The organism is Veillonella sp. AF36-20BH (genome assembly GCF_003602765.1).
Lineage (GTDB): Bacteria > Bacillota > Negativicutes > Veillonellales > Veillonellaceae > Veillonella > Veillonella hominis.
Window position 1 is genome coordinate 11,939 of the sequence record NZ_QTLR01000011.1, and the last position, 19,557, is coordinate 31,495.

Below are 19,557 nucleotides of genomic sequence, written 5' to 3' on the forward strand. Positions count from 1 at the left end.
TTATAAAAGAATTTTGTATACATGATAAAAATCATTGCTAACACATCGATTTATTTAGTATAATCGTATCATTAAATTCGATATTCTATAGAATTTATAAAATAAATGAAGATGGAGAGGTAATAGTATATGTCTCATTATGTAGATTTAAATAGTGATTTAGGCGAAAGTTTTGGTAACTATGCATTAGGCATGGATAGTGAAGTATTAAATCACGTAACAAGTTCTAATATTGCTTGTGGTTGGCACGCTGGAGATCCTCTTATTATGGATGCGACTGTTTGTATATGTAAAGAAAAAGGAGTTGCCGTAGGGGCACATCCTGGTTATCCAGATTTGATGGGATTTGGTCGTCGTGCGATGGCAGTAAATCCTGCTGAGGCAAAAACCTATATGATGTACCAACTAGGTGCACTTCAAGCTTTTTGTAATAGTTATGACATTACTTTACAGCATATGAAATTACATGGTGCTTTTTACAATACAGCCTGCGTTACGCCTGTAGTAGCCGATGCAATTTTAGATGGTTTACAAGCGGTAAATCTTAATATCGCGGCCATGGTATTGAGTGGTAGCTATATTGCTCAAGAGGCACAGCGACGAGGTATTCCTGTTATACAGGAAGTGTTTGCCGATCGTGGCTATACAGAGGAGGGAACATTGGTTCCTCGTACAGAAGTAGGTGCTTTCATTAAAGACCCACAAGAGGCTTTAGACCGAGTTCTCATGATGGTTACAAAGGGTAAGGTTGTTACTAATACGGGGAAGACCATTGATATTGTGGCAGACTCCATATGTGTTCATGGAGATAATCCTGAAGCGATAGCTTTCACAAGGTATATTCGGGAAGGGCTCACAAAAGCTGGTGTAACGGTGGCGAATTTTCAACACCGATAACATTATTAAATACATTAAAATAAATGCTTAATTAATACCAACAGAAAATGCAAATATAAGTATTAAAAGTAAGTATTATATGTAAGTATGAGCTTTAAGCAATAAGTATGACATAGATTAATTATTATATGTGGAGGTTCCTATGAAACCAATTACAGGTAAAGCGAGTTTCTCTGTTCTATTAGGGGCAGCTTTCTTAATGGCCACGTCTTCCATTGGACCTGGCTTTATGTTACAAACGGCAGCATTTACAAATGAGTTAAAAGCAGATTTTGCATTTGCTATCGTCGTATCCGTTATTTTTTCTATTATTGCACAGCTTAATGTGTGGACGATTATTGGTGTATCCCAAATGCGTGGTCAAGATATTGCGAATAAGGTATTACCAGGCCTTGGTTATATAGTGGCATTTTTAATTTCTCTTGGCGGATTGGCTTTTAATATCGGTAATATTGGTGGTGCCTCTATGGGCCTCAATATTATATTTGGAATTGACACAACAACAGCGGCCGCTATTAGTGGTATTTTGGGCATCTTATTATTTACATCCAAGAAGATGGGTGGTGTTCTAGATAATACGGCTAAAGTACTCGGTACGGTTATGCTTGTTTTGATTGGTTATGTAGCCTTTTCTACAAATCCTCCGGTAGGTGAAGCCGTTACTCATGCTATAGTGCCTACACATTATCCTTGGCTTGCTACGATTACCCTCATCGGTGGTACAGTAGGTGGTTATATTACCTTCTCCGGTGGTCACCGTCTTATCGACGCTGGTATTACAGGTCAAGAGCACTTGAAAGATGTACGTCGTGCAGCGATTATGGGGATGTCTGTAGATGCTTTAGTTCGCGTGTTATTATTCTTAGCAGTTCTTGGTGTAGTATCCATGGGCTTTGTGCTAGATCCTAAAGATCCTGCTGGCTCTGCATTCCTTCTAGGTGCTGGTGAAATTGGTCATAAATTATTTGGTATCGTATTCTTCTGTGCGGCTCTAACCTCTGTAGTAGGTGCTGCATACACATCTGTTTCCTTCTTGAAAACACTATTTAAAATAGTAGAAAAAAATGAAAAATTAACTATTATGTCCTTCATATTTATTTCTACTTGTATCTTAATCTTTATCGGCAAACCTGCATCCCTATTGATTTTGGCAGGTTCTGTAAATGGTTTAATTTTGCCTGTTACATTGGCGGTTATGCTCTTTGCGACGCATAAATCTGAAATCGTAGGGGCATACAAACACAATAAAGTGTTATATTACACAGGGTGGATTGTAGTGCTTGTAACATCTTATATTGGTGTAACATCTTTGAAAGGCATTGCTAAACTTCTAGGTTAATTTAATATTCGTGAAAGTACCATTATGTTCGCTTTGAATGTAATGGTCCTTTCAGGTTATACAGGGAGGTACATATGAAGCCTACAATTTCACCTGTAGGTGATCGGGCTATCTCTATTGATTTTGGTCAAGTGATTGATCCAAAGATTAATCGACATATTAGACAAACTATAGAGCGAATTAAAGAGCTTCAGCTCGAAGGAATTATTGAACTAGTTCCTACTTACTGTGCATTGCTCGTAGAATATGATGCAATGCTATATTCTTATTCTGATATTTGTAACATTATTGAGCCGACATTAGAAGAAGGTATGACTGATACGACAAATGAACTACTTACAGTTGTTGAAGTACCTACAGTATATGGTGGTGACTTTGGTCCTGACCTTAGCTTTGTAGCATCTCACAATCACTTAAGCGAAGATGAAGTTGTATCGATTCATAGTGGCACTGATTATTTAGTATATATGCTAGGCTTTATCCCTGGCTTTACCTATTTAGGTGGCATGGATCCACGTATAGCGACGCCTCGTTTATCTTCGCCCAGAACTTTAATTCCAGCCGGTTCTGTAGGGATTGCGGGGGAACAGACTGGTACCTATCCATCTGACTCTCCAGGGGGCTGGCAAATCATTGGGTGCACACCTGTGACTATGTATGATATGTCTAAAAAACAAGCTGCATTATTAAGAGCAGGAGACTACGTTCGTTATGTGCCCATCGACGATACTGAATTTTATCGCATCAAATCCTTAGGTTCAGCTTATGTTCCTGTTGTACATGAAGTAGAGGTAGGTGATTTGCGTGGCTTTAAATAGTTTTAAGAAAGCTTCAATCCACGTGGATGGACCAGGGATGTATACAACGATTCAAGATGCAGGACGAGTTGGCTATCAACAATATGGTATGCCTGTAGCGGGTCCTATGGATAGTGAAAGCTATCTATTGGGGCAGGCTTTAGTAGGAAACAAGGAGTCTCTAGGGGCTTTAGAGTGTACCGTATTACCGCCTACACTAACGGTTCAAGGTACATGTATTGTTGCTTTTACAGGGGCTGATATGCACCCCACTATTAATAATATAGTCGTGCCTCGATACATACCTTTTATATGTCACGAAGGAGATATTATTTCTGGTAGCTTTAGCCAATGTGGCGTGCGTATGTATATTGCTTTCTCAGGCGGTATTGATGTTCCTGCTATTAATGGTAGCGTATCGACTCATACAAAGGCTAAGATAGGTGGTCTTGAGGGGAGATCGTTACAAGCAGGTGATCAGTTTGGCATTAAAGCATTTACTAGAGACGAAGTGAATGTGTGCGACTTCTATGATGGTCATAACTTATTCAATATCGCCTTATATAACCGCGGCGGCCGTGAGTGTCACGAACCTTTGCGTGGTGTTCTCGGAAATCAAGCAAAGTATTTTACAGAGAAAGGGATTAAGACCTTTGGTAGTAAAATATATACATTGACTGTACAATGTGATCGCATGGGCTTTCGCTTGGATGGCCCTGTTATAGAGCATATAGATGGTGCGGATATTATCTCCGATGGCGCTGTATTTGGTTCTATCCAAGTTCCTTCTGATGGAAACCCTATAGTGCTCATGGCAGATCGGCAAACAACAGGTGGCTATACAAAGATTGGTACTGTGATTACGGCAGATTTACCTAGGTTAAGCCAATTACCAGTGGGGGATGGAATTCATTTTGATATCGTATCTGTCGAAGAAGCACAAGAAATATATCGTACATATATGAAACGCTTACATAAGCGCATACAATTAGCACACGAACAAAGTGTATATGTCTTTAATGTAACTTAATTGGTTTTCCCTATTTAATTATATAAACTAGCAATAAAGCTATCTTGTAGATTGTTATTTCTATGAGATAGCTTTTTGTTATGTAATGTAAGATGAATTGATGAGGTGGTGGGAAAATATAATCTTATAAAACAAATTTAAAATAATGATTATGAATTTATATTTATTTTATATCTTCGTTGTGGTATAAAATAAGCCCGTATTTTATATAAATTTGTGATATGAATCACTATAAAACGCATTATGCTGTATTTGTGCGCTATGTAGAATTATGAATAAAAAATGAAAAAGCTTGATAGTGTATTCAAGGTTTTGATATACTTATAATATTGAAAATTTTGGAATTCTCGTATGACTTACCATATGATAAAACATCGAGGGAGCATTAATATTACTATAGTTTATAGGAGAAAGTATAAATAAGATTTTTAAAGTGGTTTGTAGCAAATCAAAAAACTGTTACATAGTAGTATCTGAGTTCGCTAAGAATAATAGTGGCAAAAAGAAAATTGTTGTAGCAGTAATTTTGGTTGCATTAGCAATGACTAATGCTAGCATCTCTATGGCGGCAAATACTTTGCCTACAAATATGCATGCAACAGCAGTAGGCTTGGGGGCTGGTGCTTCTGTTACTGGTGATAAAGCTGTAGGTTTCGGTCAAAATGCAGCAGCTGCTGGTGGATATTCTATTGCAATAGGTTCTAATTCTAGTACCACTGTTAACAGTCCACAAGGAATCGCTATTGGTGGTGGTAATACTGCTAATGAAGGTGCAAGAGTAATTGGGGAGCAAGCAATTGCCATTGGGGGAAATACAATAGCTCAAGGTAACTCTTCTATTGTTATTGGTGGCGATGATGTAGTTAAAGCCGATAGTGTAGAAGTTATTTACACTACGAATAATGGTGAGAATAAATCTGGGGATTTGCGTAGTGCTGTTCAAAGCTTAACAGGATTTGATATGAGAAACCCACTATATACATCGGCAACGGCTGGTGAATCTGGTATCACATTAGGCATGAAAGGTCAGTCAGGCAATGTGGGCATTGCCATTGGTACAGGTGCAAATGCGAAGGATCGTTTGGCGGGAACTGATACTGGAGCTACTGGCCAAGACAATAAAGATGTAACAAATGCTATTGCTATTGGCACAGGGGCTAGGGCAAATCGTGATAATGCTATTGCCATCGGTGGGGGTTCTAACACTGATGTAGGCGGCACAAAACAATCTAGTTATACTTTGCCAAATAATGTTGTTGCTTCCTGGGCTGGTGGTGATAAAACATTGTCAGGTGACGTTGTATCTTTTGGTTCTAAAGGGTATGAACGTCAGTTGAAACATGTGGCTTCTGGTGAAGTAAGTGCTACTTCCACAGATGCAATTAATGGCTCTCAACTTAGCGCTATTGTAGACCAAATCGCTTATAAATATATATCTATAAAATCTTCTGATGCTGCTAATAAAGATAATACTGGTGCTACGGCAGCTAATTCTATTGCTATTGGCTCAAATGCCGCAACAGACGCATTTGCGAGTCGTTCTGTAGCTGTTGGTGATGGCGCTAGAGGTAAAGTCGTAGATGGTGTAGCTGTTGGTTCAAAATCTATAGCTGATATTGCTTCAGGCGTGGCGGGATATAATGTTAATGCTAGTCGTACAGATATATATGCTGGCTTAAGTGGTGCTGCCCTAACGTCTAAATTAGGTGGTGTTGCTGTTGGTACGATAAACCAAACACGTCAAATTAACTATGTTGCTGCAGGTACTGCTGATACAGATGCAGTAAACGTGGCACAGTTAAAGAGTGTTAATCTAGCTTTTACAGGTGATACTGGTACAGGCGATGTGAACCTTGCTAATAGTAAATTGGCTGTAAATGGTGATAATACATACATTAGCACTACAGCTAATGGTAAGAAAATTACAGTTTTTGGTAAAAAGCAAGATATCACAGTAGCAAATGGTAGCGCTACAGCGACTGCTGGTATGGCGGATTCTGCCAACGTAGCTAATGCGATTAATCAAGCGATTGATCAAAATAAATATGGTTGGAATCTTTCTGCTAATGGTGAAGCTACACCAGTAGCGGTTGAAAAAGGTAATACAGTAGATTTTTCTGGTGACGATAATGTTGCGGTTGCTAGAAATGATAAGAAAATCTTTGTAGCTTTGAAAAAAGATCTTTCTAAATTAAACAGTGCGTCTTTCAATAATGCTGGCGGTAATGAAACTGTAAAAATTGATGGTGATAAAGGTATCAATGCTGGAAATTTGAAAGTTGCCAATGTAGCAGATGGTGTTGCTGATAAAGATGCTGTCAATGTCTCCCAATTGAAAAAAGTTGACGATAAAGCTGAAGCTAACAAAACTGCTATTGATACAAATAAAATCGCAATTGCTAAAAATGTAGGTGACATTACAACAAACAAAACAGATATTGCTACCAATAAGGACAGTATTGCTGCGAATACGCAAAAAATTGCTGACAATAAAACTGCAATAGATAAAAATACTGCTGCTATCGCTCGTAAGATTTCTTTAGGTGGTAACTCTGGTTCGACTGATGAAAAATCGTTGAGCACAGGTGATGTGAAGTTCAATGTTAAGGGTGAAAATGGCCTTACTATTGTTGCCAATGGTGACGATGTGACTGTTAAACTCGATGATGCAACTAAAGGTAAAATCGAGAATACAGCTGATCGAGATTTGAGCAATTTGACTCCTGATGGTAAGCAACAAGTTAAGGATTTAGCAGCTTGGAATGTAGTAGCTAATAATGAAACGGCTGAAAAGGTTGAAGGTGGTAATACTGTTAAATTTATCGATGGTGATAATATTTCCATCGCTCAAAATGGTAAAGACTTCACCATTTCTACTAAGAAAGACGTAACATTTGATACAGTAACCGCTACACAAACGATTACAGCGCCAAAAGTGAAAGCGACAACTGGGGTTGAAACTCCTCAAGTAACAGGTTTGACCAACACTGCATGGACTCCGGGACAAACACAACCTGTATCTGGTCGTGCCGCTACAGAAGATTAATTGAAACACGTTGATGATCAAGTAGCAGAAAACAAAGCCAATATCGCTGATAATACAAATAAAATTGGCAAAAATGCTGATGCCATTGCGGATAACAAGCAAAAAATAGCTGACAATAAAACGGCAATTGATAAAAATGCAGGTGATATTGCTACTAATAAAGATAATATTGCAGATAATAAGCAAAAAATAGCTGATAATAAAACTGCAATCACTAAAAATACTGACAATATTGCTACCAATAGACAAAATATTGCTGATAACAAAGCTGCTATCACTAAAAATGTTAGTGATATTGTAACTAATAAGGATAACATCGCAACCAATAAAGCTAACATCGACAAAAACACGACAGCTATCGGTCGTAAGATTTCTTTAGGTGGTAACTCTGGTTCTACCTATGAAAAATCCTTGAGCACAGGTGATGTGAAATTCAATGTGAAAGGTGAAAATGGTCTTACTACGGTTGCTAATGGCGACGATGTAACTGTTAAACTCGATGATGCAACTAAAGGCAAAATTGATAATGCTGCAAATCAAGACTTGAGCAACTTAATAGATGCTGGTAAACAACAAGTTAAAGATATATCTGCATGGAAGGTAACAGCTGCAGGAGGTACTGTTGAAAAAGTACAAGGTGGGGATACCGTAAAATTCCAAGCTGGTGATAATCTTGTAGTTAACCAAGACAGAACTACTTTCACATATGGCTTGGCTAAAGACTTAAAAGGCCTAAACAGTGTTACTGTAGGTGATGAAAACGGTGTATCTACTAAAATCACCCCTGCAGGTACAACTGTGAAAGATGCAGCTGGCAACTCTACTACAATTAATGGGGGTGGTATGACTATTACTCCTGCAGATGCAGCAGCTAGCCCTGTATCACTTACTGTAGACGGCTTAAATAATGGTGGCAACCAAATTCATGGGGTAGCGCCTGGCACAGCTGATACTGATGCAGTAAATGTTAGCCAATTGAAAGCATCTAATGCTGGTTTACAAGAAGCTGTTAACCGTGTCGGTACTGAAACACAACGTGTTGGTGCTCATGCGGCAGCTATGGCAGCATTGAAACCAATTCAATACGATCCATTGGAACCTACACAAATCATGGCTGGTATCGGTAACTACCGTGGTGAAACTGCAGGGGCTATCGGTATTGCTCATTACCGAACCGAAGATACGATGTTCAATGTAGGTGTTTCACTTGGTACTAGTCACAATATGGTAAATGCAGGTGTAACACATAAATTTGGTGGCAGTCGTGAAAGAAAAGACGCTATTCCAGAACGTTATAAAGCAGGCCCTATTAGTTCTGTTTATGTAATGCAAGATGAAGTATCTAGTCTAAAAAAAGAAAATAGTAATCAAAAAACTGTTATTGCTAATCAAGCAGCACGTTTAAATACATTAGAAGCTGAAAATGAACGTCAACGTCAAGAATTGGCTGAAACCAAACAAGGTTTAGATGACTTGCGTGCCGTAGTAAATCAATTGTTAGCCTCTAAAGGTTAAGCGTTGAGAACTAATTTTGATAATAGTCTAAGATAGTCATTTGTCTGTAAAGCTAAAGAACCTCTTATACACTGTTGTACTTGATAGGGTATATACATTTCGCATAAGAGGTTCTTTTTTGCTATTTTGATATAAATTCTTATTTGAAATACATAATATATGAATGACTTCTCATATGTTGTATGATATAATACAATAGATATAAGAGGTGAAGTAATACCTTTACTATATGATCTTACATGAATAGGAGATAGGATGTTAGACCGTATACAACGATGGCTTTCAATAGATACTATGTTGCCTGTTGCAGAACGATTAGGACCTGTAGGAACTACGAAGCAACTATATGGTAATTATTTAAAAATAGCTTGGCCAGCTACCTTACAAGGTTTGATGTTACAATTTATGACGGCCATCGATTTGGCGATGGTTGGTGCCCTAGGTGCGTCAGCGCTTGCTTCAGTAGGCATTATGGGACAACCTGAGATGGTAATGCTCATCTTTTGTCGAGCTTTATCTATAGCCGTGACGGCAATTATAGCTCGTCGTCATGGTGAAGGTGATGTAGATGGCATGAATGCTGTACTTAAGCAGTCTATTTTATTGAATTTTTTAATTTATGTACCGTTATTATTGATATGCTTCTTGAACTTAGAGCATATTCTACGATTTACGGGGGCTGAAGATAGCTATATTGAAACGGCTGTTTGGTATGGTCGTTTCATAGTTATTAGCTTAATCTTTCAATCCTTTAGCCAAATCGTAGGGGCTGCACTCATTGGATATGGTAATACCAAGGTCATTTTTAAATCTAATGTAGTAGGGAATATTTTGAATACGATAATGAATTTCTTCTTGATTTATGGTATTGGTTTCTTCCCTGAACTTGGTGTTATGGGTGCAGGTGTATCTACCATGATCAGTAGTGCTATTATTGCATTATTGTTATTGCGGACTATCGCACAACATACTACAACGGGTTTGACTTTACGACATTCGTCGAAATGGACTTTTGAAAGACCTGTACTTCATACGATGTTTCATGTAGGTGGCAGTTCTTTAGGGGAACAGTTCTTTGAACGATTTGGTATGTATACATACACTATGATTGTTGCTTCCTTAGGTGCGGTACCTTTAGCAGCACATTACGTATGTATGAATTTAATGGATATATTTTATTATTTTGCGATGGGTCTTGGATTTGCAGGTGCATCACATACGGGTCAAAGTCTTGGACACAAGCGACCGGATATTGCACGTACTTATGGGAAAATTGGTGCTCGTATTGGTCTAGTCGTGGGCCTTGTAAGTGCATTAATCTTTATTGGCCCTGGTGATTTTTTAGTACAGTTATATACTCGTGAAAGTGATGTTGTTACACTTTCAGCCGCTTTGATGGGCATTATGGCTATCGCAGCATTCCCTCAAGCATTACAGCAAGTATATTCTGGTGTGTTAAAAGGGGCAGGGGATACATATTATATTATGAAATATTCCCTTGTGAGTGTAGCGATTATTCGTCCTATTATTACTTATTTATTGTGCATTACACTAGGTTTAGGGCTTTTTGGGGCATGGTTATCTTTGTGCTTCGATCAGTCTCTAAGATTATGTTGTTCTTATTTGAGATTTATTCGAGGAACATGGCAACATAAGGTTGTTTAATGAGATGTAAATTCTTTTTCACATTGAAAGTTTTAGAAGGATTCATGAAAAAGAAGTGAATAAACTTTTGTCTATTAAAAATTTTTGATGTACAATACGTAATGTGAAAAAAATGACACATTGGGGAATGTGTTATCTGACCAGAAACTTCTGATTTCACGTATATATGTAAGGGATATACATATGAAATGATAAAAGCTTCCTTAGTGCATAAGGGAGCTTTTATTCGTTCAATTATAGTTAGATCTATTAGTATATATAATAATGATTTTGATGAACTTATAAGACCAGTAATTTTATTATTGTTAGAGAATCTTAAAAAAGATAAATAGTATTATAATTTCGGGAATGTAATATGTGCAGAGAATCGCAGTGATTCGGCAATAGAGAGGGTTTAAATATTTATATTTATAATATTTATAGATAGATATGATTAAAAATTCATCAAATATTCATGAAGAATGTTGAATTATATTGAAAAATTGTGTAAAATATAAGAATATTATTACCAAAGCCTAAGTATTATAAGGGCTGTTTTTGGAGGGAATTATAATGAATAAAAAATTATTAGCTTTAGTGGCAGTTGCTGCTGTAGGTGTGTCCGTAGCAGGTGCAACTCCTCAAACTCAATTCAATAAAGGTGAGTTTCAAGTTGATCTTGGTGCGTCTGATTCTAAAGCAAAAACTAAAGCTTGGACTTCTGATGCAAAATGGAACTTTGATGGTGGTGTAACATACGCTTTCACAGATAAAACAGCGTTGCAATACCAATACCATGGTTTGAACGATAAATATAACGGTATGAGCTATAGTGACAGAATGCAAGAAGTTAATTTGGTTCAATCCTTGAACAAAAATTTCGCAGTATATGGCGGTTATGCTCACATTTCTGGTGATGCATTCCCTAAAGCAAATAATATTGCTCAATTAGGTGTAATTGGTAAAGCTAACCTTGGCTCCAAAGTAGACGTTTATGGTAAAGCGGGTGTAGGGACTAAGAGAACTACTACTTGGGAAGCAGGTTTAGGTTATAAAGTTAACCAAGACTGGGATATTAATGCAGGGTATCGTTATATCAATACTAAACGTGATGATAAGTCCAATATTTCCTTCCAAGGTCCTGTAGTAGGATTATCTTACCGTTTCGGCGGTCATAAATCCGTAGCTCCTGTATACACTCCAGCGCCAGCTCCTGTATACACTCCGGATCCAGCTCCTACTGTAGAAGCGCCTGCATATAAAACTCCTAAATTGGACTACTATGTACAATCTATCTACTTTGACTCCGACCAAGATGTTGCTCGTGCGGACCAATATCCAAACTTAACAGCTGCTGTAAATGCTGCTAACCAATATTCTCAAGACCAAGTTAAGTTGATGGGTAACGCTGATACTGATGCAAATCCACAATACAATATTGCTTTGTCTGAACGCCGCGTACAACATGTGGCTCAATATTTAGTTAACCATGGTGTATCTGCCGATCGTCTTATCGGTATTGCTAATGGTGATGTTAAACCAGTTGCAACTAACTCTACAGCAGCAGGTAAAGCTGAAAACCGTCGTGTAGACGTTTATATTCATCGCTAATCTCTAGACTAATCTAGATTAGGCCTACAATAAGTCCACCTTCAATCATGCTCTCTTGTTTATCGAGAATTCGAGCATGCGATAAGGTGGACTTTTGTGTTATACTAAAATTGCATACAATCCTAGGTCATACAATGTTCATTATGCTTTGGTAATGTATGCGATGTGAGAATCGTATAGTTATATAGGTGTAGCTTATTAATAGTGTTATGTGAAGTAGGTTATTATGAAAGAATTCAAATATTACAAACAGCTCATAGGAGCTATTATACTAGCGGGCATTATGATTATGATGGCACTACGTATAAGTGATATTGCTAGTGGTCTTGACGCTATCTTTACGGCTTTTGTTCCGCTCATTGTGGGTGCTTGTATTGCTTTCGTATTGGATATTCTAGTCGTTCGTTATGAACGATGGCTATGGCCTAAGTGTGACTCTGGATGGAAGTATAAAATACGTCGCCCGTTGAGTCTTTTGCTATCCTTTGTAACAATTAGTGTTATTGTGTATTTTATTGCTCGGATGGCTTTACCTCAATTGATTCATTCTATGTCGATTATTGTAGCTGCATCACCGCAATTGTATACGGATTTCCAAACATGGATGCAACATATTACAGAAACCATTCCAATGGCGTCGAATCAAACGATTATAGATGCCCTAAGTGGAGAGAATATTGCTAAATATACTCGTGAATGGGGGACAAAAGGTGGCACATATATTGTAAATGCAATGGGCACCGTATTGTCTTGGACTTTGAACATAGGTCTTGGCTTAATTTTTGCTGTTTATATGTTGCTTGATAAGGAACGCCTTATGTTACAAGGTAAACGTATATTAAAGGCTTATGCATCAGATGAGTGGGTAAGTCGAGTTAGTTATGTAACTCGTGTAGCAGTTCAAACATTCAGTAATTTTTTTGTAGGTCAGTTTATAGATGCCTTGGTTCTAGGCGTGATGGTAGGTATTACTTTATGGCTATTTAATATTGAATATGCTACAACGATTGCCTGTGTAATTGGTCTAACTGGTTTGATTCCACTATTAGGTATTTATGTTGGTGGTATCATTGGAGCCGTTATGCTACTTACTGTTAGCCCTATGGATGCTCTTATCTATGTAATTATTCTGGAGATACTACATCAAATTGAAAGTAACTTTATTTATCCTAAAATTGTAGGTAACTCTGTTGGATTACCAGGTTTGTGGGTATTTGCTGCTGTTATCGTAGGCGGTAGTTTGATGGGGGTTACTGGTATGTTGATCGGTGTACCTTTAGTGGCTACATGCTATAAATTGATTATGACTGATGTAGATGGACGACTTGCATCTAATGAAGGTTTATAGTATATTGTCTAAATGATATGACTATTTACATATTTTTCGTGTTGCTGAATATAGCATGAACTTATAGAAATTCTAGTGTACTAATAGTTTGATTAATAGAAACATGATATCTAGTAGGAGGATTATAATGAATAAAAAGTTGATTTCTATGGCATTAACGGGGGTATTAGCAGTGGGCATGTTATCCGTTGCTACACCAAGTGTGGCAGATGCACGCAAAACAAAGCCTGAAACAAGTACGGATATTTCTGTAAAACGTGCACCTGGCGAGTCCATAGTTATGACTATGAGCCAAATTGGAACTATTTTCCAAAATCGCTATCCTAATGCGGCGCTTCATTCTGTAGAGCTCAACTCTAATGACTTGAACTATGGTTATAAAGTAGTTGGTTATAGTAAGTATCATCAGTACAAGATGAAAATTGATGTAATCACTGGTAATGCTTCTGATATGGAAGAGGGGGGCAAACCTAAGAAAGTTATTGGTGAGATTTTCAATAAAGATAAAGTTATTGAATCAACGCAAGCAGAACGTGTTGCAAAACAACAACTTGGAAATGATGCTGTTATGAAGGGCTGGAAAATTGAAGCTCATAATGGTAAAGTTTTATACTATGTGACTATGCATCAAGATGGTAAAAAAGTAGTTGTTACAGTAGATGCTGAGACAGGTGCTTATGTAGAACAATCTAAATCCTATAAATTACCACCTGAGCCAGATCAAGGCTTCGATGGTCGTAAAACAAATCTCGTTTGGGGTTCTGATATAGATATGGGCCGCTAACCTATCTATTGATGATTAATAAGAAAAGAGCCGAAGGCAATGCCTTTGGCTCTTTTTTGCGATTCCAATACTATAAAATATCGGTTGATAGTGCTCTTATGTTAGAATATTTTTTTTACAATAGATATGTTTGCAACAAAAGGACTGCGCCTAGGTTTAGTCCTTTTATTATTTATAACTATAGTTGTATTACCAACGATTTTCGTAGTACACTTGTGTCCACATGATAACCTCGACGAGGGATGGATGTGGGCTCATAGTTTCGCCTACAGTGATAACGGATCTAGGGTCCATTTCACGAGTAATACCTTTTTCACGTAAACGTTTAGTGCGTTCAGAAGCAATTTCTTCGTTGATTGCTGTCAACGGAGTTACACCACTATTCATAAGGTTCACATAAGGCTGGAAGAGGATAGAGGCTTGAGGACCTACGACATGCATACCAAGGATATGGTTGGTGTCTTTATCTACCACAATTTTTACAAATCCATCGTTTATATCTCCAGGGTTGATACCCATTGCATAGCCTTTTGCAGTGGAGGAGTAGAAGTTCTTCCCAACTCCTACATTGTAACCCGCTTTGATAGCTTCAGCCTCTGTGAGACCTACACTACCAACTTCAGGATAGGAGAAAGTAACTTTTGGTAATGTATCATACCTTGCCCAACGGTAATCATCTTCACTTGTTGCATAGAAGAGATTGTGAGCAATGATATCTGCTTCGTAGTTTGCACGGTGACGGAATGCCGGCTCCCCATTGACATCACCTAAAGCGTAGATACCATCAACGGATGTTTCTAAAAATTCGTTAGTTTTGATCCAGCCTTTAGGCCGTGTTTCAATACCAGTATTTTCTAGGTGAAGTTCTTCCACAGCTGGATGGATACCTGCAGCTACAAGGATTTCTTCAACTTTAGTTTCTGTAATTTCGCCAGTAGTACGATCTTTAGTAACTACTACTTTAAGGCCATCCTCTTGGCGGATTTCAACAGTGTCTTGGTTTAGAAGTACGTTAATACCACGTTCTCTGTAGTTGTTAAGCAAGTGTTCCGATATATCTGCATCTTCTTTAGGAACTAAACGTACATTATGTTGTAGAATTGTTACTTTTGTACCAGCGGAATCAAATACATGAGCGAACTCAACACCAATCGGACCCGCACCAAGTACAGCAAGGGATTTATATGGCTGTTTAGGGAATTTATCACCAAAGAGACTTTCACTAGTAAGGAACCCTGATTCTTGAAGACCTGGTACATTAGGTACATTACTATAGCCACCAGTACCAAGGATAATTGTAGGCGCTGTAATTTCTACAATGCCAGACCCATCGTTAAGATGGATGTTCATCACTTTATCAGATACAAAGCTTGCTGCACCACGATACACATCTACGTTGTCATAGGCATTGTAATAATCATAGATGCCTGCAGATTCGTCAATTTTATGCCAAGTACGCTTGGACACAGTATGCCAGTCCATAGTAGCAGGTCCAACGTTAACGCCAATTTTTTTGAATTCTTTTGTTTCTTGAATTGCATTAGCTGCTGTAACCATAACTTTTGTAGGAATACAACCGCGAGTTAGACATGTACCACCAAATTTACCTTTTTCTATGACTGCCACTTTAAGGCCTTTTTTGAGCGCAGCATCAGCTACGATGGTTGCGCCGCCTGTACCAACTACAATAATATCGTATTGTTTCATGTTGATTCCTTCCTATATATCTACTAATAGTTATTATCATTAACTATATTATACCACTACATTGAAGAAAATCAATATAGTTTGTTAGTGATTGGTGAAAGTTTATATTTAGTTTATCCAAATACATAATATTATTTCCAGAAAATTAAGAGGCGCGGATATATGTAACTTTCACAAAGTCCTATAAAAGAATGTACAATTAGTTTACAAAAAAAAGACGGTCCCAAAGGACCGTCTAAAAAAATTTTAGTTCCAATCTTGATGATAACCGCGTTTTGCATAATCAGCAGTAGCAGTGAAGAGGATATCTGTGCTAGAGTTAAGTGCAGTTTCCGTGGAATCTTGTAATACCCCGATAATAAAGCCTACGCCTACAACTTGCATTGCTACATCATTGGATATACCGAATAGGGAACAAGCCAATGGAATGAGTAACAAGGAACCGCCTGCAACACCGGAAGCCCCACATGCACCTATAGTGGCAATAACAGATAATAGGATTGCGGTAGGAATATCTACAACGATACCTAATGTATGCGCCGCAGCTAATGTCATGATTGTGATTGTAATTGCTGCACCACCCATATTGATTGTAGCTCCTAATGGAATGGATACGGAATACATATCTGGATTAAGTTTCAATCGTTTGGCTAAATCAAGGTTTACGGGAATGTTTGCAGCAGAACTACGTGTAAAGAACGCATAGATTGCAGATTCTCGTAAGCATTTGAATACCAATGGGTATGGATTACGACGAAGGTAAATAAAGGATAAAATTGGATTGATTACTAGTGCTACAAAGATCATAGAACCAAGTAATAATACGAGTAATTGAAAGTACCCAATCAAGGCTTCGATGCCGTTAGTAGCAATGGATTCTGCTACAAGGCCCATAATACCAAGAGGGGCGAATCGAATGATCCAACCTACTACAGTAGTAATAGCTTGTGCAATGGACTCCATAACTTCCTTCGTATTCATCGGTGCATGGCGTAAAGCACCACCAATGATAAGTGCCCAACCTAAAATACCGATGTAGTTAGCAGTCATTAATGCTTTTACAGGATTATCAACTACATTTTTTAGTAATGTTGTCATAACCTCTACGATACCTTGAGGTGGTGCGGCATCGGCTGCACCTGCTGCTAGGTGTAATGTAGTAGGGAAAAAGAAACTTACGATTACTGCTAAAGCCGCAGATAGGAATGTACCTAGTAAATATAAGGTTATAACAGAGCCCATACCTGTTTTTTGTCCAGAGCGATGTTTACTAATCGCAGCAATTACTAAGAAAAATACGAGGATAGGGGCGATACCTTTTAGCGCTCCAACGAAGAGGACTCCTAATAAAGCAAGTTCATTGGCCACATCGGGCACATAAAGAGCAGTTAAAATACCAATAATCAAACCTATGATAATTTGTTGGATTAGACTGACTCTATTGATTGATTTTACAAATCGATTCATAGTACACTCCAATACTTATATAAAAACAAATAAAATCCCATGATAAAGTATCCTTTCAACATGGACATATGTCATTATACAACGAACATGAAATGGTGGCAATAGATATTATAATCGATAGTCGTATATATTTATTATGAATATAGGTAAAAAATAGATATGTGTGTTTAGTTTTATATTATGTAGCGGAAAATACTAAATACCAGTGTTTTTAGTAGGTATGTATATATTACATAGTCATTATATAGAGTATATATATTAGGATTCTTTTTAGCGTTCCTATAGTGTGGTATACTATGCCATATATAATTCTTGAACATAGTTCTTGATTTGTGAAAGGTCCATAATGAATACTAAAGAATTTAAAACGTATGCAGATAAAGAGAAATTTGTACAAGGCGTTTTTTCTAATATTGCAAAAAACTATGACTTAATGAATACGGTGTTAAGCTTTGGACAAGATTATTTTTGGCGTAAATTCTCTGTAAAAGCGATGAATATCGGTCCTCACCAATATGTACTTGATGTGGCATGTGGCACTTGTGTATTTACGAAGGAAGCATTACGTCAAGAGCCCACTTTGAAGGTAGAGGCATTAGACTTTAATAGTGAAATGCTAAATCAAGGTCGTGTTCGTATTGAGGCTGCTGGTTTACTTAATCAAGTAAATTTAGTACAAGGTGATGCCATGGCCTTACCATATGAGGATAATACATTTGATGCTGCAATGAGTGGCTTTGCAATGCGAAATGTTCCAGATATTAAGCAGGTATTGTCTGAAATGCAACGCGTGGTAAAACCAGGGGGGAAGGTTGTGGTGTTAGAACTTGCAAAACCAAGTATGTTTGGGTTTAAACAGTTATATAACTTCTATTTTTCATATATATTGCCTATTATAGGAAAATTGAGCAAAGATAACTCTTCCTATGCATGGCTTCCAGAATCTTTACGTAGATACCCGCATCAAAGTGAGATTTTAGAAATCTGGAAATCTCTTGGATATGAAAATGCCACCTATCATGAATTGACAGGCGGCATTGTAGCTGTACACGAAGGTGTGGTACCGGAAAATTCTATTGTAGATAATAAGTGATGTTAGCGTCTTGTGAAACTATTAAAGAGCCTTTTTCTACAGGCGTAGTAGTTTCGAGAGCTGCTTTTAGCATTACTGGGTTACGATAGTAACCAGAGTCCATTGTGCTAGTTTCAGTTGTGCTAATGGAAACAGTTTTTACTGGTCCCAATGTACGACCGAGGGCAGCTGCGATAACTTCTGCTTTATGGCGACCGTTTTGAATCGCTTCTGTAGTTAAAGAATCAGATAATTGTTGAGACACATCATTTTGGAATGAAAGGTTGTTGATGTCGTTAGCACCAGCGCTAACAGCGGCATCGACAACCTTTCCTACGTTATCAAGGTTATTGATCTTAACTGTTACATGATTTGATACATTGTAACCTGTATTGATGCGTTTGCCGTCTTGATAGTTGCTCGTTGGATTGATGGAAATGCTAGATGTATAGATGTCTTTTTTTGCAACACCTAAGTTAGCTAATTGACTAATTAAATTACTCATAATACGATCATTATTAGATTTTGCAGCATTGATATTGGTATTTTGGCTTGTAATACCAAGTGTTAAAATCGCATAGTTAGGTGCTACAGATCGAGACGCTTGACCAGTAATATTAATTTCTGAAGTATCAAATGTGCCCTGTGGTGCAGCTAATGTGGTAGTTCCCATAGTAGCACATATAGCAGCTATAGCTACAGCTTTTGATAATAAATGTTTTGATAGTTTCATACTCAATCTCCTTACAATAATGTAATATTCATATTGGTAAACGCTAATAAAAGAAAACTAATTTGTGCTGGAAGTTCTTTATTACAGCTACATTGTACATGATTAATTGTGTAAAATCAATTATTAGGTTTATGATTAAAAATGAAAATAAAATGAAGATTTTGTAAAATTGAGAATTGGGGGTTGCGATTATATTTTCATTGTACTATAATATGCATACAGTCGTTTGAGCGGCTGTTTCTTAATGAGTGTAGCAATACACTTAGAGGTTTAAAATGAACTTCAAAAAAGATTATAAAATGTGTTGACATGAAAGTGGTCATAATGTTATTATAATCAAGTCGTCAATTACGACAGTACTTAATAATGAAGTAGTGCAAATTGATAACAGATCTTTGAAAACTGAACAATGATAGGTAATCAATCATATGATTGAACATATGCCAGAGTGCGGGTTTTGACATAGTCAAAACCAACCATAATTCAAAGTTACTTAAAAGTAACGATAACAAATAATGAGCTATTCAAATAGCTTCAAGGTATCTTGGAGAGTTTGATCCTGGCTCA

14 protein-coding genes and 1 pseudogene are annotated in these 19,557 nt (G+C 37.4%); 12 read left to right on the forward strand and 3 right to left on the reverse strand.

The genetic code is table 11. The features are described 5' to 3' along the window. The first annotated feature begins 129 nt into the window (after positions 1–129). From DW000_RS09330 to DW000_RS09370, 11 genes and pseudogenes are all read left to right on the forward strand, one after another. Positions 130–897, forward strand: a complete 768-nt coding sequence (locus tag DW000_RS09330; RefSeq protein ID WP_120056197.1) for a 5-oxoprolinase subunit PxpA — start codon at positions 130–132, stop codon at positions 895–897. 142 nt (positions 898–1,039) lie between these two features. Next, entirely contained in the window at positions 1,040–2,236 is a 1,197-nt protein-coding gene (locus DW000_RS09335) for an NRAMP family divalent metal transporter (protein ID WP_120056199.1), read from the forward strand. 74 nt (positions 2,237–2,310) lie between these two features. Then, positions 2,311–3,054, forward strand: a complete 744-nt coding sequence (gene pxpB, locus DW000_RS09340; protein WP_120056201.1) for a 5-oxoprolinase subunit PxpB — start codon at positions 2,311–2,313, stop codon at positions 3,052–3,054. After that, positions 3,041–4,063: a biotin-dependent carboxyltransferase family protein gene (locus DW000_RS09345; protein ID WP_120056203.1), complete on the forward strand. Its 1,023-nt coding sequence runs from the start codon at positions 3,041–3,043 to the stop codon at positions 4,061–4,063. The genes pxpB and DW000_RS09345 overlap by 14 nt, the downstream gene beginning before the upstream one ends. Before the next feature lie 424 nt (positions 4,064–4,487). Next, positions 4,488–4,583, forward strand: a pseudogene (locus tag DW000_RS09965) (ESPR-type extended signal peptide-containing protein); the annotation flags it as partial. A gap of 6 nt (positions 4,584–4,589) precedes the next feature. Continuing rightward, positions 4,590–7,109, forward strand: coding sequence for a hypothetical protein (locus tag DW000_RS09930; RefSeq protein ID WP_243624582.1), 2,520 nt, complete (start codon positions 4,590–4,592; stop codon positions 7,107–7,109). Continuing rightward, positions 7,110–8,624: a YadA-like family protein gene (locus tag DW000_RS09935; RefSeq protein ID WP_243624579.1), complete on the forward strand. Its 1,515-nt coding sequence runs from the start codon at positions 7,110–7,112 to the stop codon at positions 8,622–8,624. A gap of 255 nt (positions 8,625–8,879) precedes the next feature. Then, positions 8,880–10,289 (forward strand): MATE family efflux transporter, encoded by a 1,410-nt coding sequence (locus DW000_RS09355; protein WP_120056205.1) that lies wholly within the window; start codon positions 8,880–8,882, stop codon positions 10,287–10,289. Between the two features lie 552 nt (positions 10,290–10,841). After that, on the forward strand, positions 10,842–11,879 hold the full coding sequence (locus DW000_RS09360) for an OmpA family protein (protein WP_120056207.1): 1,038 nt from the start codon (positions 10,842–10,844) through the stop codon (positions 11,877–11,879). A 226-nt stretch (positions 11,880–12,105) separates the two neighbouring features. Continuing rightward, a complete protein-coding gene (locus tag DW000_RS09365) occupies positions 12,106–13,227 on the forward strand; it encodes an AI-2E family transporter (RefSeq protein ID WP_008602687.1) in 1,122 nt (373 codons plus the stop codon). 127 nt (positions 13,228–13,354) lie between these two features. Continuing rightward, positions 13,355–14,011 carry a PepSY domain-containing protein gene (locus DW000_RS09370; protein ID WP_004692962.1) on the forward strand — a complete coding sequence of 219 codons (657 nt, stop codon included), beginning with the start codon at positions 13,355–13,357 and terminating at the stop codon, positions 14,009–14,011. A 189-nt stretch (positions 14,012–14,200) separates the two neighbouring features. On the opposite strand, the gene DW000_RS09375 is transcribed toward DW000_RS09370, so the two are convergent. Next, positions 14,201–15,718: an FAD-dependent oxidoreductase gene (locus DW000_RS09375; RefSeq protein WP_008602685.1), complete on the reverse strand. Its 1,518-nt coding sequence runs from the start codon at positions 15,716–15,718 to the stop codon at positions 14,201–14,203. Between the two features lie 246 nt (positions 15,719–15,964). Then, entirely contained in the window at positions 15,965–17,185 is a 1,221-nt protein-coding gene (gene sstT, locus DW000_RS09380) for a serine/threonine transporter SstT (protein ID WP_004692960.1), read from the reverse strand. Between the two features lie 346 nt (positions 17,186–17,531). Here sstT and DW000_RS09385 point away from each other — a divergent pair, with 346 nt between their 5' ends. Continuing rightward, on the forward strand, positions 17,532–18,278 hold the full coding sequence (locus DW000_RS09385) for a ubiquinone/menaquinone biosynthesis methyltransferase (RefSeq protein WP_004698389.1): 747 nt from the start codon (positions 17,532–17,534) through the stop codon (positions 18,276–18,278). On the opposite strand, the gene DW000_RS09390 is transcribed toward DW000_RS09385, so the two are convergent. Continuing rightward, entirely contained in the window at positions 18,259–18,990 is a 732-nt protein-coding gene (locus DW000_RS09390; protein WP_120056209.1) for an SIMPL domain-containing protein, read from the reverse strand. The genes DW000_RS09385 and DW000_RS09390 overlap by 20 nt on opposite strands. Between the last annotated feature and the right edge of the window lie 567 nt (positions 18,991–19,557).

Coding starts and splice junctions, on each gene's coding strand:
- DW000_RS09385 (WP_004698389.1), top strand. CDS start 17,532: ATGAATACTAAAGAATTTAAAACGTATGCAGATAAAGAGAAATTTGTA.
- DW000_RS09370 (WP_004692962.1), top strand. CDS start 13,355: ATGAATAAAAAGTTGATTTCTATGGCATTAACGGGGGTATTAGCAGTG.
- DW000_RS09365 (WP_008602687.1), top strand. CDS start 12,106: ATGAAAGAATTCAAATATTACAAACAGCTCATAGGAGCTATTATACTA.
- pxpB (WP_120056201.1), top strand. CDS start 2,311: ATGAAGCCTACAATTTCACCTGTAGGTGATCGGGCTATCTCTATTGAT.
- DW000_RS09390 (WP_120056209.1), bottom strand. CDS start 18,990: ATGAAACTATCAAAACATTTATTATCAAAAGCTGTAGCTATAGCTGCT.
- sstT (WP_004692960.1), bottom strand. CDS start 17,185: ATGAATCGATTTGTAAAATCAATCAATAGAGTCAGTCTAATCCAACAA.
- DW000_RS09360 (WP_120056207.1), top strand. CDS start 10,842: ATGAATAAAAAATTATTAGCTTTAGTGGCAGTTGCTGCTGTAGGTGTG.
- DW000_RS09375 (WP_008602685.1), bottom strand. CDS start 15,718: ATGAAACAATACGATATTATTGTAGTTGGTACAGGCGGCGCAACCATC.
- DW000_RS09355 (WP_120056205.1), top strand. CDS start 8,880: ATGTTAGACCGTATACAACGATGGCTTTCAATAGATACTATGTTGCCT.
- DW000_RS09335 (WP_120056199.1), top strand. CDS start 1,040: ATGAAACCAATTACAGGTAAAGCGAGTTTCTCTGTTCTATTAGGGGCA.
- DW000_RS09330 (WP_120056197.1), top strand. CDS start 130: ATGTCTCATTATGTAGATTTAAATAGTGATTTAGGCGAAAGTTTTGGT.